The following is a 17,254-nucleotide window of genomic DNA, read 5'->3' as shown; positions in this document are numbered from 1 at the left end:
TATTTTCAGCTATTGGTCGAATAAATACCCTTCCAATATCTGCGGTTGCATTATAATTAATTACCCCTCTATTAACCGAATAAATCATTATTTGGTTTAAATAACCAATAATACGATGCAATGTATCCAATTTTCCTGCTCGTTCTAATGGTTTTAATTTCTCAATAGCAAGAGGAGCAGAAATCTCACTAATAGAATAATGCCCCAACACTTTAAACAAGTGACGTTCTAACCGTTTCCCAATATCAATAAAAGTCACTTCTTTTAATCGCCCAGTATCAACTTCATTTTTCTTTAGGTATAGCCATTCCTTCCCCATTTCGCTCAAGGTAAATTGACGTTCTTGGATGGCTTTTTGTTCTTGCTGTAAACGATAATCTTGCGGATCGATATTTTTCGCCAACAAAGAACGATATAAATCCCTAATCTCTCGAGCATCTTTCAATGAAATCTCAGGATAAACACCAAGACTAATTAAAGTTCTTTTTTTAGAAATTGGTTTATAATATTGAAATCGCCAAATTTTCGAACCATTCATTTTTACGAGCAAGAAAAGACCTTGGCCATCAGACAGTGAGTAGTCTTTCTCTTTAGGTTTAGCATTATTGATTTCTGTAATGCTTAATGGTTTCACTAATACAGCCATCCTTCCCCCCATTTGGTATTACGAAAATAATTTTGGTAAGCGTGATTTTTTAGTATTTTTATGAATTTTGGTATTACGACACCTAAAAATCCAAAATTATATTACCAAATATAATACCAAAAAAGTGAGTTAGATTAATATAGATTGATATAGATTGACTTTATAAAAGCAGATAATGCCTTGATTTACCAGGAAATTTAATTTTATTTGATATGGATTGAGAGGGATTGAAAAGAAAATTTGGTGCGACTAGCTGGACTCGAACCAGTGACCCCCACCATGTCAAGGTGGTGCTCTAACCAACTGAGCTATAGTCGCACTGTATAAAGTGTTTGGAATTATAGATATTTTTAATCTGAAAACAAGTATTTTTCTTAAAACTCGATATAACTGGCAAAAAAGTAAACAGTCTTGCCTTAACTAACAGGGCTGTTTTTGATTTCCCAAATTTTTAAGCGTATAATCTGCACCGATTTTTTATCTGGCTAAGATGTAGCGAAATAAAATAATACCTTTAAAATTTTGTAATTATTGACGGAGTAAATAATGTCTAGAAGACTAAGAAGAACGAAGATTGTATGTACTATGGGCCCATCAACTGACCGTGATAACAATCTTGAAAAAATTATCGCAGCGGGTGCTAACGTAGTTCGTATGAACTTCTCTCACGGTACACCTGAAGATCATATCGAACGAGCAGAACGTGTACGTTCTATCGCGAAAAAATTAGGTAAAACCGTGGCAATCTTAGGTGATTTACAAGGTCCTAAAATTCGTGTTTCTACCTTTAAAGACGGTAAAATTTTCTTAAGCGTTGGTAATAAATTCATTCTTGATGCGGAATTGCCAAAAGGCGAAGGTACACAAGAATCTGTTGGTTTAGACTATAAAACGCTTCCACAAGATGTTGTGCCAGGCGATATTCTTTTATTAGATGATGGCCGTGTTCAATTAAAAGTATTATCAACTGATGGTGCAAAAGTTTTCACCGAAGTCACTGTTGGCGGTCCATTATCAAATAATAAAGGTATCAACAAATTAGGTGGCGGTTTATCTGCAGATGCATTAACAGAAAAAGATAAAGCAGACATTATTACCGCTGCACGCATTGGCGTTGATTTCTTAGCTGTTTCTTTCCCTCGTTCAAGTGCAGATTTAAATTATGCGCGTGAACTTGCTCAACAAGCTGGTTTAAATGCAAAAATCGTTGCTAAAGTTGAACGTGCAGAAACTGTTGCTAATGATGAGGCAATGGACGATATTATTTTAGCATCTGATGTAATTATGGTTGCTCGTGGTGATTTAGGTGTGGAAATTGGCGATCCCGAATTAGTTGGCGTGCAGAAAAAATTAATCCGTCGTTCACGTCAATTAAATCGTGCAGTAATTACAGCAACTCAAATGATGGAATCAATGATTAGCAACCCAATGCCAACTCGTGCTGAAGTGATGGACGTTGCAAACGCAGTATTAGATGGTACTGATGCGGTTATGCTTTCTGCTGAAACAGCAGCAGGTCAGTATCCTTCTGAAACAGTAGTGGCAATGGCGGGCGTATGTTTAGGGGCAGAAAAAATGCCAAGCATTAATGTTTCTCGTCACCGTATGGATAAAGAATTTGAAGCCATTGAAGAATCTGTTGCTATGTCTGCAATGTATGCAGCAAACCATATGAAAGGTGTTGCTGCTATCGTTACATTAACAAGCTCAGGCCGTACACCTTTATTAATGTCTCGTATTAGTTCTGGTTTACCAATCTTTGCATTATCTCGTCATCAAGAAACTTTGAACCTTTGTGCACTATACCGCGGTGTAACCCCTGTTTTCTATGGTGAAGATAGCCGTACTGAAGCTGGTGCAAAAGCTGCACTACAATCATTAAAAGAAAAAGGTTATTTATCTGTAGGCGATTTAGTGCTTCTAACGCAGGGTGGACAAGGTGCGACAGAAACTAACGTTTGTCGCACATTAATTGTTGAATAATCAATAATCTGAATACTTTAAATAAAGAGCGGTGGATTTTCCACCGTTTTTTATTTCCTTTTTTTACCGCACTTTTCACTTAAACCCAATAGATATTTGCGGTATTATAGGCGACATTCTAGTATCGAAATAAGTCCTATGGCATCACAACCTCAAATCAAATCTTCTGACAAAAAAACGGCACAAGTAAGTATTCCCCCGCACTCAATTGAAGCTGAACAAGCTGTATTGGGTGGCATTCTGCTGAGTAATCAACATTGGGATAGCATTGCTGAACGTGTTATTGCTGACGATTTTTATACTTTTCAACACCGTCTGATTTTTACAGAAATGGAACATCTAATGCGTAATCAATCGCCTATTGATTTAATTACGCTAGATCAAGCCTTAAGAAGCCGTGGTGTAAGCGATGAAGTGGGGGGGTTTGCCTATCTTGCAGAGCTTTCCAATAATACCCCGAACGCAATTAATATTTTGGCTTATGCGGATATTGTGAGAGAGAAAGCCATATTACGAGAACTTATTTCGGTAGGAAATCGTATTGCTGAAAATAGCTATTCTCCCAAAGGGCAAGACATCAAATTAATTCTTGATGAAGCGGAACGTGAAGTGTTTGCGATTGCAGAAAAACGGACAACTTCTAGCGAAGGCCCGCAGAATGTGATCAATGTATTGGAAAGTACTATTGAAAAAATCGATATTTTAAGCAAGCTTGAAAATCATTCGGGTGTGACTGGTGTTACAACTGGCTTTACTGATCTTGATAAAAAAACGGCAGGTTTACAGCCTTCTGACTTAATTATCGTTGCGGCACGTCCGTCAATGGGTAAAACCACTTTCGCCATGAACCTTTGCGAAAATGCCGCAATGGCAAGTGAAAAACCCGTTTTAGTATTTAGTTTAGAAATGCCAGCAGAACAAATTATGATGCGTATGATCGCTTCCCTTGCTCGCGTTGATCAAACTAAAATCCGTACAGGGCAAAATTTAGATGAAATCGAGTGGAACAAAATTGCCAGCGTAGTGGGAATGTTCAAGCAAAAAAATAATCTTTTTATCGATGATTCTTCAGGTCTAACACCTACCGATGTTCGTTCCCGGGCACGCCGAGTTTATCGTGAAAATGGTGGATTAAGTATGATTATGGTGGATTATTTGCAATTAATGCGCGCACCAGCATTTTCAGATAACCGAACACTAGAAATCGCAGAAATTTCTCGCTCCCTCAAAGCACTCGCCAAAGAATTACAAGTGCCAGTAGTCGCCCTTTCTCAATTAAATCGTACTTTAGAACAACGTGGAGACAAACGCCCTGTAAACTCAGATTTACGTGAATCAGGCTCTATCGAACAAGATGCTGACTTGATTATGTTTATTTACCGTGATGAAGTCTATAACGATAACTCGGAAGATAAAGGTGTTGCAGAAATTATTATTGGTAAGCAGCGTAACGGTCCAATTGGTCGAGTGCGGTTAAAATTTAATGGACAATTCTCACGCTTCGACAATCTCGCTGAACAACGTGAATATCGAGATGATTATTAAGGAAAAATAATGAACGTAAAACCGGCGACAGCGAAAATCAGTTCGCACGCCTTAAAACAGAATTTAGAAATAATTAAACAAAAAGCACCAAATAGCAAAATTATTGCTGTGGTTAAAGCAAATGCTTATGGTCACGGCGTTGTGTTCGTTGCTTCAACCTTAGAACAAAGCGTCGATTGCTTTGGGGTAGCGCGTTTAGAAGAGGCTTTAGCATTACGTTCCAATGGTATTACTAAACCAATTTTATTGCTTGAAGGCTTTTTCAATGAACAAGATTTGCCCATCTTAGCAGTCAATAATATCGAAACTATCGTACATAATCGTGAACAATTAGAAGCATTAAAACGTGCGAATTTACCAAGTCCAATTAAGGTTTGGTTAAAAATAGATACAGGAATGCACCGCTTGGGCGTTGCTCTTGATGAAGTGGATTATTTTTATCAAGAACTCAAAAAACTCCCTCAAATTCAACCGCACTTAGGCTTTGTCAGCCATTTCAGCCGCGCCGATGAACTAGAATCAGATTACACCCAACTTCAAATCAATCGTTTTTTATCTGCCACAAAAGATAAGCAAGGTGAACGAACAATTGCTGCTTCTGGTGGCATTCTTTTCTGGCCAAAATCTCACTTAGAATGCATTCGACCAGGTATTATTATGTACGGCATTTCTCCAACTGATACTATCGGCAAAGAGTTTGGCTTAACGCCTGTGATGAATTTAACCTCGTCATTAATTGCCGTTCGCCATCATAAACAAGGCGATCCTGTAGGTTACGGCGGTATTTGGACAAGCCCACGAGATACCAAAATTGGTGTGGTCGCAATAGGTTATGGCGATGGCTATCCGCACGATGTGCCAGAAGGTACGCCTGTTTATTTAAATGGCCGTCTTGTACCAATTGTTGGGCGTGTGTCAATGGATATGCTCACTGTTGATTTAGGCGCAGATAGCCAAGATTTGGTAGGCGATGAAGTAATTCTATGGGGTAAGGAATTACCTATTGAAACCGTAGCTAAATTCACAGGCATTTTAAGCTACGAGCTAATTACAAAATTAACACCTCGTGTTATAACTGAATATGTTGATTAATCACTGCATTTTTTGAACAGAGGGAGTCATTCTCCCTAATAAAAATCCCAGAAAGTGCGGTTAAAATTTTGATTATTTTTAATGAAAGGAAATGCCATGAAAAACATTAACCCAACTCACACCCAAGCGTGGAAAGCTCTCGAAGCACATAAAGCTGAATTATCAAACACCACCATCCAAGATTTATTTAAACAAGAAAAAAATCGTTTTGACGATTATTCTTTAACATTCAATAACCAAATTCTTGTCGATTTTTCCAAAAACAACATCAATCAAACAACCCTTTCACATCTTCGCCAACTTGCTCAAGAATGCGCGCTTGATAGTGCAAAAGAAGCAATGTTTACTGGCAAAAAAATTAATCGTACAGAAAATCGTGCCGTGCTACATACTGCACTTCGCAATCGCGCTAATACGCCAGTGCTTGTTGATGGTAAAGATGTTATGCCTGAAGTCAATGCTGTGCTAGCTAAAATGAAAGATTTCTGTCAGCGTATTATTTCTGGCGAATGGAAAGGCTATACAGGTAAAGCCATTAGTGATGTAGTAAATATTGGTATTGGTGGCTCTGATTTAGGCCCTTATATGGTAACCGAAGCACTTCGCCCGTATAAAAATCATCTAAATATGCACTTTGTTTCAAATGTCGATGGTACACATATTGCGGAGACCTTAAAAAAAGTCAATCCAGAAACCACTCTTTTCTTAGTGGCATCGAAAACCTTTACCACTCAAGAAACCATGACAAATGCACAAAGTGCGCGTGATTGGTTACTGAAAGCGGCGAAAAATGAAAGTGCGGTTGCAAAACATTTTGCAGCATTATCAACCAATGCTAAAGATGTAGAAAAATTTGGTATTGATACCAATAATATGTTTGAATTTTGGGATTGGGTTGGCGGTCGTTACTCTTTATGGTCTGCTATTGGTCTTTCAATTGCACTATCCATTGGCTTTGAAAACTTCGAAGAGTTATTAAATGGCGCACATGAAATGGATAAACATTTCCGCTCTGCTCCAATCGAACAAAATATCCCAACTACTTTAGCCTTAGTTGGTTTATGGAATACCAATTTCCTTGGTGCCCAAACAGAAGCAATCTTACCTTATGATCAATATTTACATCGCTTTGCGGCTTATTTCCAACAAGGTAATATGGAATCAAATGGTAAATATGTGGATCGTGATGGCAATGTCATTAACAATTATCAAACTGGCCCTATCATTTGGGGAGAACCAGGTACAAACGGACAACATGCGTTCTATCAATTAATTCATCAAGGCACCACTTTAATTCCTTGTGATTTTATCGCACCAGCCCAAACCCACAATCCATTGGCGGATCATCACAATAAATTGCTTTCAAACTTCTTTGCACAAACAGAAGCATTAGCATTCGGAAAAACAAAAGAGGAAGTCGAGGCTGAATTTATAAAAGCGGGTAAATCTTTGGATGATGTAAAAAATATCGTTCCATTTAAAGTATTTACGGGTAATAAGCCAACTAATTCTATTCTCGTTCAAAAAATCACGCCATTTACCTTGGGTGCATTAATTGCTATGTATGAACACAAAATCTTCGTACAAGGTGTGATTTTTAATATCTTTAGCTTCGATCAATGGGGTGTCGAACTAGGCAAACAACTTGCAAATAGAATTCTTCCTGAATTAACCGATTCTGAAAAAGTCGCAAGCCACGATAGTTCAACAAATGGATTAATCAATCAATTTAAAGCATGGCGTTAATTATTTGGATTTGAATAATTCTAGAGCTGTCACAGATAACGACTAAAAACTCTATTTAGGTTAAGATAATCAAATGAGAGAAAGTCGCTTAAGTCAATATAAGCAAAATAAACTTATTGAGATATTTCTGGCAAGTGTGACAGCTCTAGCTGCAGCTAAGTTGGTAAATATAAATAAACTTCAGCTTATTACTTTCATCGTCTACCATTATTTATCACTCAAAGCAGCCTACATATGGAAATGTTTGAAAGTGAAATTCAAGCGAATGAAAGCTATTTTGGTGGTGCTCTGAAAGGTAAACTTGGTCAAGGAGAAGCTAGAAAAACTTCGTAATTTGTTTTTTGAAACGAAATGGCAAAGTATACACCGTGGTGGTTATGAATATGCAATCTGCAACACTGTTACCGATTATTCGAGAAAAGGTAAACAAGGTAGTATTGTTTATATGAATTTCTACAGAGGTTATGATATTCTTAAGCTATTTTTAAAGGAATATGAATGGCGTTTTAATCACAGTGATTTAAAAAACTCAAATTTCTATTGTAAAACAATTAATTTAGGGGAGTTTTAACTGGTTATCTATGCATATCCTTTTGTTATTTAAATAACGTATAAAATAATTTAAATAAGAGTGTAAAATTGGAGCTTATATGGAAAATCCTCCATTAGTATCGGTTATTGTTTGTGCTTATAACGCTGAGCAATATATAGATGAAAGCATTTCATCCATTATTAATCAGAGTTATGAAAATCTAGAAATTATAGTTATCAATGATGGTTCAACAGATTTGACTTTGTCTCATTTAGAAGAAATATCTAAATTAGATAAAAGGATAAAAATTATTAGTAATAAATATAATTTAGGGTTCATAAATTCTTTGAATATAGGTCTTGGTTGTTTTTCAGGTAAATATATTGCGAGAATGGATGCTGATGATATAGCTAAACCATCGTGGATTGAGAAAATAGTTACCTATCTAGAGAAAAATGATCATATTACAGCAATGGGATCATACTTAGAGATTATTGTAGAAAAAGAATGTGGAATTATCGGTTCTCAATATAAAACTGGTGATATATGGAAAAATCCATTGCTACATAATGAGATTTGTGAAGCTATGCTTTTCTATAATCCGATACATAACAACACTATGATTATGAGAGCAAATGTATATAGAGAGCATAAATTAATCTTTAATAAAGATTATCCGTATGCAGAAGATTATAAGTTTTGGTCAGAGGTTAGTAGGCTTGGTTGTTTAGCTAATTATCCTGAAGCATTGGTAAAATATAGACTACATGGAAACCAAGCATCATCAGTTCATAATCATAAGCAAAATGAGGTAGCTAAAAAGATAAAGAGGGAAAATATTACATATTACCTTAATAAGATAGGTATAGATATAAACGTAATTATTAATAGTGTGTCATTGCTAGAAATATATCATGTGGATAAAAGTAATAAAGTGTTGAAAAGTATACTTTATGATATGTATATGAGCTTAGATAAATATACTATAACTTCACTCTTACATTTTATTAAATATCATCTTAAATTATTTGATTTAAAGCAAAATTTTAAGATTATAAAAAAATTTATCAGAAAAATAAATGTTATGTTATGTTATGTTATGTTATGTTATGTTATGTTATGTTATGTTATGTTATGTTATGTTTTAGATGGAGTGTTCAGAAAGGGGAGGAACAAATTCCAAGTTTGTCTAGGACTAAATTCTAATTTAGTCCTTTAAATTTATCTTAGATAAACGATAAATATATATTTTAAATGAGTTTAATTATAAAAAATCAGTGCCTTACTAAGTTAAGGCACTGATTAATCATATTAGACTTTAATGCTATTAGTTATAGCACAGAAACATTTAAGTTCGAGCCACCACCAACAATACGAACTCGGCGACCAGCTACAAAACTGCTGTCAGCCTTTTGAACAACAACGATCTCTTGACCATCATCTTTTTTAATTACAAGTTCAGCACCGTTTACTTGACTTACTTTCTCTTCGATTTTGCTTCCAGCTACTGCACCACCAATCGCACCAACTACTGCTGCGATAACTTGACCACGACCACCGCCAATTGCACTACCCGCAATACCACCTAACGCACCGCCACCAAGAGTACCAATTACGCCTTGATTATCAGCTTGGATCTTAACAGGACGCACAGAAACAATCGTACCATAAGTAATTGAACGAGCTTCCTTTGCTTGAGATGCACTATACACATCGCCACTAAAAATATCTGTATTCGTACATCCAGCCACACTAAAAATAGTTAAGATAGCTAATGCTAGTGTTTTCTTTTTCATATCTATATCCTTAATTTAAGAATTAAAATGGATTTCTTGGCGAAAATGATGAAATATTCTTTACTTGGCTATTATTAGACACCGTCACACAAGCCCCAATAGCAAGAGTTGAATCATACTTATGCACAATAATAACTTCCTCTCCTTTCTGCTGGTTACCAGAACAATCATTTTTACGAATAGTTAATTTAAGATTTTCGCCTTCCATTTGGCTAAAAACGATTTGACCTTTATAAAGCATTTTCATCTTTTTGAAAAGAAGAACAAGCACTCAAGCCTACTGTTGCTAAAACAACGAATGCAAGTGATAATTTATTCATTTTTACTAAACCTCAAGTATTTTTTTAATAGAATAAGGATGAACCTTAATGCAAGTATGATTTACTGTTTTATCCGTAAAACTTACTGCAATAGATGGATTTGGTAATCTTTCCCCATCCACCTTAGGCTCGCTCACTTTAATGGTTAATTGAGTTAATTTGTCCCATAAAAAACTCACATTAATACGCTGTACCCATTCATTTATCGATTCATTCGGTAAAAATGGCACTACAATCTCAATATGTTCCCAACCTTCAATTGGATATTTTTTATTTTTAGGAAGTGGAAGTTCAATAATATCCACAAATTGATTGGCAAATTTAACTGGTTTTTCTAATTCAATAAGATAAATCTTACGACCATTAACAATATTATCAGATAAAATTCTACCGCACTTTAATAAAAGTATCAGCCAATTTTTAGCAGTTTGCTCACTATTTACCCGTAATGCAAGATGATCGATTTCATAGTGAGACAGATCTATTGTCATTTCTTTGGCTAAATGCTGAATTTTTCTTTCAAATGTTGCTAAATCTGCTGAAAGTGCGGTCAAATTTTCCTGTAAATTTGTCATTTTGTCCCTTTGAGAAATATACAAAGAACGGTATCATAACCGATTATTTTTATTATTCAATTTGAACATAGGAAAAAACGTGAATATTCAATCTATTCTATCCGATAAAATTAAACAAGCAATGGTTATTGCAGGCGCTGATCAATCTTGTGATGCGCTTGTTCGTCAATCAGGCAAACCACAATTTGGCGATTATCAAGCCAACGGTATTATGGCTGCAGCAAAAAAATTAGGTTTAAATCCACGAGAATTTGCTCAAAAAGTTTTAGATAATCTTCAACTATCTGATATTGCAGAAAAATTAGAAATCGCAGGCCCAGGTTTTATCAATATTTTCTTAAATCCAACTTGGCTAACAACTGAAATTTCAGCTGCACTTTCCCACAAAAATTTAGGTATTCAAGCTACCAATAAACAAACAGTTGTGATTGATTATTCCTCTCCAAACGTAGCAAAAGAAATGCACGTAGGTCATTTACGCTCTACGATAATCGGCGATGCTGTAGCCAGAACCCTTGAGTTTTTAGGTCACAATGTCATCCGCGCTAACCACGTAGGCGACTGGGGAACGCAATTCGGAATGCTTATTGCTTATCTTGAAAAAATGCAAAACGAACACGCCAGTGAAATGGAATTGCAAGATCTTGAAGCCTTTTATCGCGAAGCCAAAAAACACTACGATGAAGATGAAATATTCGCTGAAAAAGCACGTAATTATGTCGTGAAATTACAAGGTGGAGATGAATATTGTCGAGCGATGTGGAAACGTTTAGTCGATATTACTATGCAACAAAATCAGCACAACTATGATCGATTAAACGTCACTTTAACCGAAAAAGATGTAATGGGTGAAAGTCTTTATAATCCTATGTTACCAAGCATTGTAGAAGATCTTAAAAAACAAGGTTTAGCTGTAGAAAATGATGGTGCATTGGTTGTTTATTTAGATGAATTCAAAAATAAAGAAGGCGATCCAATGGGCGTGATCGTTCAGAAAAAAGACGGCGGTTTCCTTTATACTACAACTGATATTGCTGCAGCAAAATATCGTTATGAAACATTAAAAGCTAATCGCGCACTTGTTTTTTCAGATACTCGCCAAAGCCAACATATGCAACAAGCTTGGTTAATTACTCGTAAAGCAGGTTATGTACCAGACAGTTTCTCGTTAGAGCATAAAAACTTTGGGATGATGCTTGGTAAAGATGGCAAGCCATTTAAAACTCGTACTGGTGGCACGGTAAAATTAGCCGATCTATTAGATGAAGCCATCGAACGCGCCACTGTATTAATTAATGAAAAAAATACCAATTTATCTAATGATGAAAAACAAGCTGTGATTGAGGCTATTGGTATTGGATCGGTAAAATATGCAGATCTATCCAAAAACCGCACCACGGATTATGTTTTTGATTGGGATAATATGTTAAGTTTCGAAGGCAACACTGCGCCTTATATGCAATATGCTTACACCCGTATTCGTTCGATCTTTAATAAAACAGAGATAAATTCAACCGCACTTTTGGCTGCACCTTTAACTATTAAAGATGATAAAGAAAGAACGCTTGCAATTAAACTTCTCCAATTTGAAGAAGCCGTGCAAACTGTCGGAAAAGAAGGCACACCACACGTGCTTTGTGCTTATTTATACGAACTTGCTGGCATCTTCTCGTCATTCTACGAGCATTGTCCAATTTTAAATGCTGAAGATGAGGCCGTAAAATTAAGTCGTTTGAAATTAGCATTATTAACGGAAAAAACCTTGAAACAAGGTTTAGAGTTACTCGGTATTAAAACCGTAGAAAAAATGTAATTTTGATAATTAAATCCCTTTCCTACGAAAGGGATTTTTTATGCTTGTTTACTGAATAAAAAAAGTGCCCCAATGGGGCACTACTCGGAAAGCAAAATAGATGTCGGCTATTTAAGATAGCACTTGTTTTTAGTGGGTTCAGAATAAAGAAATCCGATCAGTTATGCAAATACATATTTTTAGATTTGTGAACTTGGTCACGATTTTTTTATAAAAAAACTAAAAACAAATATATTTTTAATAAAGTGCGGTAAAATTCTATAAAAATATTTCCGCACTTTCTGCTTTAACTTAGAGAATATTCTTTTCTCCACGAGATACACTAATCAAGCCAGAACGAACAATTTCTAACAATGTGGTTTCTTCTTTCAATGCAGAAATAAACGCATCAACTTTATCATTTGTACCGCTTAATTGAATTGTGTAAGACTTTGGCGTGACATCTACAATTTGACCGCGGAAAATATCGGCTAATCGTTTAATTTCATCGCGAGATGACCCCACGGCTCTGACTTTCGCTAAAACAATTTCTCGTTCTATATGTTCCTGTTCACTTAAATTAACCACTTTGAACACATCCACTAATTTATGGAGTTGTTTTTCAATTTGCTCCAATGCTTGAGTATCGCCCACTGCTTCAATAGTCATTCGAGAAAGCGTTGGATCATCCGTTGGCGCCACCGTCAAACTTTCAATATTAAAGGCACGTTGAGAGAATAAACCAACAACACGCGATAATGCTCCCGATTCATTTTCGAGTAAAACAGATAAAATTCTACGCATTAGTTTGTCTCCTCTTGAGGTTTACTTAAAATCATTTCATTCATTGCACCACCACGAATTTGCATTGGATAAACGTGTTCAGATTCATCTACATTAATATCTACAAAGACTAATTTATTTTTAATACTGAATGCTTCTTGCAATTTGCTTTCAAGTTCATCGGGGGTAGCAATTTTTATTCCTACGTGACCGTAAGATTCTGCCAATTTCGCAAAATCAGGCAAGGAATTCATATAGGTTTGCGAATGGCGACCAGAATAAATCAAATCTTGCCATTGTTTTACCATTCCCAAGAAATGATTATTCAAACAAATAATGACAACAGGAATGCCATATTGTGTTGCGGTAGAAAGCTCTTGAATATTCATTTGAATACTACCATCGCCAGTAACGCAAACAACAGTTCCTTCAGGATGAGCTAATTTCACACCAAGTGCCGCAGGAAAACCAAAACCCATTGTGCCTGCACCACCAGAATTAATCCAATGACGCGGTTCATCGAATGGATAATGTAACGCAGCAAACATTTGGTGCTGACCTACATCAGAAGCCACATAAGCTTGTCCTTTCGTGAGGCGATATACCGCTTCCACGACTTGTTGCGGTTTAATCACGCCAGAAGTGCGGTCAAATTCCAAACATTTTTTTGCTTTCCATTGGTTGATTTCTTGCCACCAACTTTCAAGATCCGTTTGAGATTTTAATCCCTCTTCATTCAATAAACCCAAAAATTCTTCCAATACATTTTTCGCATTTCCGACAATTGGAATCGCTACTGGCACATTTTTAGAAATTGAGGTTGGATCAATATCAATATGAATCACTTTTGCATTTGGGCAATATTTTTCTAAATTATTTGTCGTACGATCATCAAAACGAACGCCAACCCCCAAAATAAGATCACTTTCGTGCATTGCCGTATTCGCTTCTAAAGTACCATGCATACCCAACATACCTAAGAATTGTTTATCCGTACTTGGATAAGCCCCCAATCCCATTAATGAGGAAGTCACTGGTAAATTTAAACGTTGTGCAAACTGAATTACTTGCTCACTACATTCAGCAGTGATTGCTCCGCCACCAACGAAAAGTATCGGTTTTTTCGCTACTAAAAGTGCTTTTAATGCTTTTTTAATTTGACCTTTGTGTCCATTTACTGTGGGATTATAAGAACGTAACTCGACAGATTCAGGGTATTCATAAGGATATTTAAAATTCGGATTTACAGTGTCTTTTGGAATATCCACAACAACAGGGCCTGGACGACCCGTAGATGCAATATAAAAGGCTTTTTTCAAAGTAGATGGAATATCTTCCGCCTTTTTGACAATAAAGCTATGCTTCACAACGGGACGAGAAATGCCCAGCATATCACATTCTTGGAAAGCATCACTGCCAATTAAATTGCTCATAACCTGACCCGAAATGATAACCATAGGCACAGAATCGGTATAAGCCGTTAAAATACCAGTGATAGCATTTGTTGCACCAGGCCCCGAAGTCACTAGCACACATCCAACTTTACCCGTTGAACGTGCGTAACCATCCGCCATATGCACCGCGGCTTGTTCGTGGCGAACTAAAATATGTTCAATACCACCCAGCGTATGAATTGCATCATAAATATCTAATACCGCGCCTCCGGGATAACCAAATACATACTCTACGCCTTCATCACGTAAAGATTGAACCACCATCTCTGCGCCAGATAACTTCTTCATTTTTCACTCCTTAAATTCACCGCACTTTTAAAAAAACGAACAGATTATGTCAATGTTTCACATAATACAAAGTAAAAAAAATTTGTCTAGCCACTAAAACAACAAAAAAATCAATTAAAAAAATATAAAAAACCAAATATAAATGAAAATTTAGTTTTTTATAAATTTTTCCATCAATAAAAATAAAAAAATGCGACAAAATGCCGCATTTTATAAAATAGTAAAAATATTATTTTTTATTCAAATTTTTGAATGAGATCACAGTTTTAGCGTTTTTTAACTGCAAATATAATGACAATCAATGAAACTGCCGTTGCTGCAAAACCAGCTAAACCTGAATAAGTAAACCCTACCACAATGTAACCAATAGAAGTCGCTGTTGCAACTGTGGCAGCATAAGGAAGCTGAGTAGTAACGTGATCAATATGATTACATTTTGCGCCCGTTGAAGACAAAATTGTTGTATCCGACACTGGCGAACAATGATCGCCACATACAGCCCCTGCCATTACTGCAGATAAACAAGGAAGCAATAATTCTGGTGCGGCATTCGCTGCCATTGCTGCGGCAATTGGTAACATAATACCGAATGTTCCCCAGCTCGTACCTGTTGAAAATGCCATCGCTGCACCAAGAACAAAAAGTATAACAGGCAAAAATTGCATTGGAATATTACCAGACACAAGAGAAGATAGATATTTACCTGTTTGCATATCACCTACTATTTTATTAATTGTCCAAGCAAAGAATAAAATTGCGATTGCGCCTGACATTGATTTAATTCCCACAATCCAAGAACGTGCATATTCAGGAACACTCACTTGACGATCAAGAATAATTAATAAAGTAGAAATAATAATTGAACAGAATCCACCTACAACCAAAGATGTTCCTACTACGGTGTTTTCAAATGCACCTAAAACACTAAACACTTTGCCATCCGCAGCCAATGCCTCTGCACCCGTGTAAATCATCATTGAAACTGTAGCGATAATTAAAACTAAAATAGGTAATATAAGATTACGCACCTGACCTTTTGTACCCGTTTCTTCTTCCAACTGATCTTCAGTATTTTTCAAAGCTAATTTTTCGTGACGCACCATTGAAGCAATATCAAAAGAAAAATATGCCACAAAAAACACCATAATAATGGAGAAAATTGCATAGAAGTTCATTGAACTCATTGCTACGAATGCACCAATTGGTGTGTACTCCGTGATCGAATAAGTCGCTAATAAACCACCGATTAAAGTAATAATATATGCGCCCCAACTTGAAACAGGCATCATTACACACATCGGTGCTGCCGTTGAGTCCAAAATATAAGCAAGTTTCGCACGGGAAACTTTAAAACGGTCTGTCACAGGACGAGCAATTGCACCTACAGCGAGACTATGGAAATAATCGTCAATAAAAGTAACAAAAACCAATGATGCCGCTAATAATTTAGCACCACGACGACCTTTAATACGGCTTTGTGCCCATTCAGCAAAGGCACGATTACTACCTGATACGGTTAAAAGTGCGGTTAAAACACCAAGCAATAATAAGAACAAAACAATGTTCATATTTGAATTGATTTCACCATCGGCATAAACCAAAGAAACCACATTTTTTACCAAATAATTAAATGCGCTGCCGATTTGCCAATCGCTTAACATTAATGACCCAATAATAATCCCCGCACTAAGGGAAACCAAAACACGGCGAGTTGCTATCGCCAAAATTATCGCCAACAAAGCAGGGACGATTGACCAAACAGATGATGAAAAATCAATAAGTTCCATTAAATAATACCTATAATTAATGGAGAGAACGGAAAGCACAGGACAGAATAAGACCAAAACAACCGTAGTGCTCCATAGTTAATCAGAAAAACTATGACAGTGTCGCCCCTTTCGAGCACGCCACCAACCAAACAAAACGACTTTTATTTGATTTCGGCAACTATTCCTTTCTTTTTTCTTCTTCGTTATCCACTCTGAAAAAATACTTATAATAATTGCACCTCTACTTTTGTAGTGATTGGAGAGATTACAGTAAAACAAACAAAATGCCAACAGATTTTATAAAAATTTTATAAACTTGAATAAAAATATAAAGAAAATAAACACAAAAAAATATATCTGTTTAGACCATTTATTTAATAATAGATATTTACAATAAATTTTATTTTCTCTATTATTAAATAAATTTTCCCACATTTAATGTTATTTATTGAGGTTTATTATGAACGAATTAGTAAGAGGTTTAACAAATCTTCGTAGTTTACGCGCAGCTGTACGTGAATTAACGTTAGAACAAGCAGAAAATGCCCTAGAAAAATTACAAACAGCTATCGAAGAAAAACGTGCTAATAAAGCAGAATTAATTAAAGCAGAGACAGAGCGAAAAGAGCGTTTAGCTAAATATAAAGAATTAATGGAAAAAGAAGGTATTACACCTGAAGAATTACACGAAATTTTTGGCACAAAAACTGTATCAATTCGAGCAAAACGTGCTCCACGCCCTGCAAAATATGCGTTTATTGATGAAAATGGCGAGCATAAAACTTGGACGGGTCAAGGTCGCACACCACGCCCAATTCAAAATGCGTTGAACAAAGGTAAATCATTATCTGATTTCGAAATTTAATTTTTCTATTTGAAACTAGAACCTATTTTATGGGTTCTATTTTTTTATCTAAACATAGCACACAACAT

General features: G+C 35.9%; 12 protein-coding genes, 1 tRNA gene, 3 pseudogenes and 1 riboswitch. Of the genes and pseudogenes, 8 read left to right on the top strand and 8 right to left on the bottom strand.

Annotated features, from left to right (window positions below; genetic code table 11):
• Together DV356_RS03255 and DV356_RS03250 are read right to left on the bottom strand one after the other, a co-directional pair.
• A partial coding sequence (locus DV356_RS03255; RefSeq protein ID WP_118806495.1) for an integrase arm-type DNA-binding domain-containing protein occupies positions 1-646 on the bottom strand: 646 nt, incomplete at its 3' end.
• Positions 647-887: 241 nt separating this feature from the next.
• Positions 888-964: transfer RNA gene (locus DV356_RS03250), tRNA-Val, on the bottom strand.
• A gap of 228 nt (positions 965-1,192) precedes the next feature.
• On the opposite strand from DV356_RS03250, the gene pyk reads away from it, so the two are divergent.
• The 6 genes and pseudogenes from pyk to DV356_RS03220 all read left to right on the top strand — a co-directional run.
• Entirely contained in the window at positions 1,193-2,629 is a 1,437-nt protein-coding gene (gene pyk, locus DV356_RS03245; protein WP_050848666.1) for a pyruvate kinase, read from the top strand.
• A 129-nt stretch (positions 2,630-2,758) separates the two neighbouring features.
• Complete coding sequence (locus DV356_RS03240; RefSeq protein WP_258173906.1) at positions 2,759-4,174, top strand: replicative DNA helicase; 1,416 nt, start codon at positions 2,759-2,761, stop codon at positions 4,172-4,174.
• Positions 4,175-4,183: 9 nt separating this feature from the next.
• Positions 4,184-5,266: an alanine racemase gene (gene alr / locus DV356_RS03235; protein ID WP_118806494.1), complete on the top strand. Its 1,083-nt coding sequence runs from the start codon at positions 4,184-4,186 to the stop codon at positions 5,264-5,266.
• A gap of 96 nt (positions 5,267-5,362) precedes the next feature.
• Positions 5,363-7,012: a glucose-6-phosphate isomerase gene (gene pgi / locus DV356_RS03230; RefSeq protein ID WP_118787826.1), complete on the top strand. Its 1,650-nt coding sequence runs from the start codon at positions 5,363-5,365 to the stop codon at positions 7,010-7,012.
• A 73-nt stretch (positions 7,013-7,085) separates the two neighbouring features.
• Positions 7,086-7,572 (top strand): annotated as a pseudogene (locus DV356_RS03225) (transposase).
• A 90-nt stretch (positions 7,573-7,662) separates the two neighbouring features.
• Positions 7,663-8,631, top strand: a pseudogene (locus DV356_RS03220) (glycosyltransferase family 2 protein); the annotation flags it as partial.
• A gap of 244 nt (positions 8,632-8,875) precedes the next feature.
• Here DV356_RS03220 and DV356_RS03215 read toward each other — a convergent pair.
• The 3 genes and pseudogenes from DV356_RS03215 to DV356_RS03205 all read right to left on the bottom strand — a co-directional run bounded on the left by DV356_RS03215 (position 8,876) and on the right by DV356_RS03205 (position 10,235).
• Positions 8,876-9,340, bottom strand: coding sequence for an outer membrane lipoprotein (locus DV356_RS03215; protein WP_011272483.1), 465 nt, complete (start codon positions 9,338-9,340; stop codon positions 8,876-8,878).
• Positions 9,341-9,362: 22 nt separating this feature from the next.
• Positions 9,363-9,660 (bottom strand): annotated as a pseudogene (locus DV356_RS09920) (hypothetical protein).
• Positions 9,661-9,665: 5 nt separating this feature from the next.
• Entirely contained in the window at positions 9,666-10,235 is a 570-nt protein-coding gene (locus DV356_RS03205; RefSeq protein ID WP_114934425.1) for a VOC family protein, read from the bottom strand.
• Positions 10,236-10,314: 79 nt separating this feature from the next.
• Here DV356_RS03205 and argS point away from each other — a divergent pair, with 79 nt between their 5' ends.
• Positions 10,315-12,048 carry an arginine--tRNA ligase gene (gene argS / locus DV356_RS03200; protein ID WP_118806493.1) on the top strand — a complete coding sequence of 578 codons (1,734 nt, stop codon included), beginning with the start codon at positions 10,315-10,317 and terminating at the stop codon, positions 12,046-12,048.
• Between the two features lie 291 nt (positions 12,049-12,339).
• Here the strand turns inward: argS and ilvN are convergent, their stop codons facing one another.
• The 3 genes from ilvN to DV356_RS03180 form a co-directional block, all read right to left on the bottom strand.
• Positions 12,340-12,831 (bottom strand): acetolactate synthase small subunit, encoded by a 492-nt coding sequence (ilvN, locus tag DV356_RS03195; protein ID WP_005691276.1) that lies wholly within the window; start codon positions 12,829-12,831, stop codon positions 12,340-12,342.
• Positions 12,831-14,552: an acetolactate synthase 3 large subunit gene (locus DV356_RS03190; RefSeq protein WP_005665261.1), complete on the bottom strand. Its 1,722-nt coding sequence runs from the start codon at positions 14,550-14,552 to the stop codon at positions 12,831-12,833. Before DV356_RS03190 ends, ilvN begins: the two co-directional genes overlap by 1 nt.
• 266 nt (positions 14,553-14,818) lie before the next feature.
• Complete coding sequence (locus DV356_RS03180; protein WP_048954502.1) at positions 14,819-16,339, bottom strand: Na+/H+ antiporter NhaC family protein; 1,521 nt, start codon at positions 16,337-16,339, stop codon at positions 14,819-14,821.
• A 57-nt stretch (positions 16,340-16,396) separates the two neighbouring features.
• Positions 16,397-16,573: riboswitch (Lysine riboswitch) on the bottom strand.
• A gap of 208 nt (positions 16,574-16,781) precedes the next feature.
• Here DV356_RS03180 and DV356_RS03175 point away from each other — a divergent pair.
• Positions 16,782-17,186: an H-NS histone family protein gene (locus tag DV356_RS03175; RefSeq protein ID WP_118806492.1), complete on the top strand. Its 405-nt coding sequence runs from the start codon at positions 16,782-16,784 to the stop codon at positions 17,184-17,186.
• Positions 17,187-17,254 lie beyond the last annotated feature (68 nt).

The organism is Haemophilus influenzae (assembly GCF_003494325.1).
Lineage (GTDB): Bacteria > Pseudomonadota > Gammaproteobacteria > Enterobacterales > Pasteurellaceae > Haemophilus > Haemophilus influenzae_I.
The sequence above is the reverse complement of the archived record's forward strand: the minus strand, read 5'-3'. Positions and strand labels throughout refer to the sequence as shown.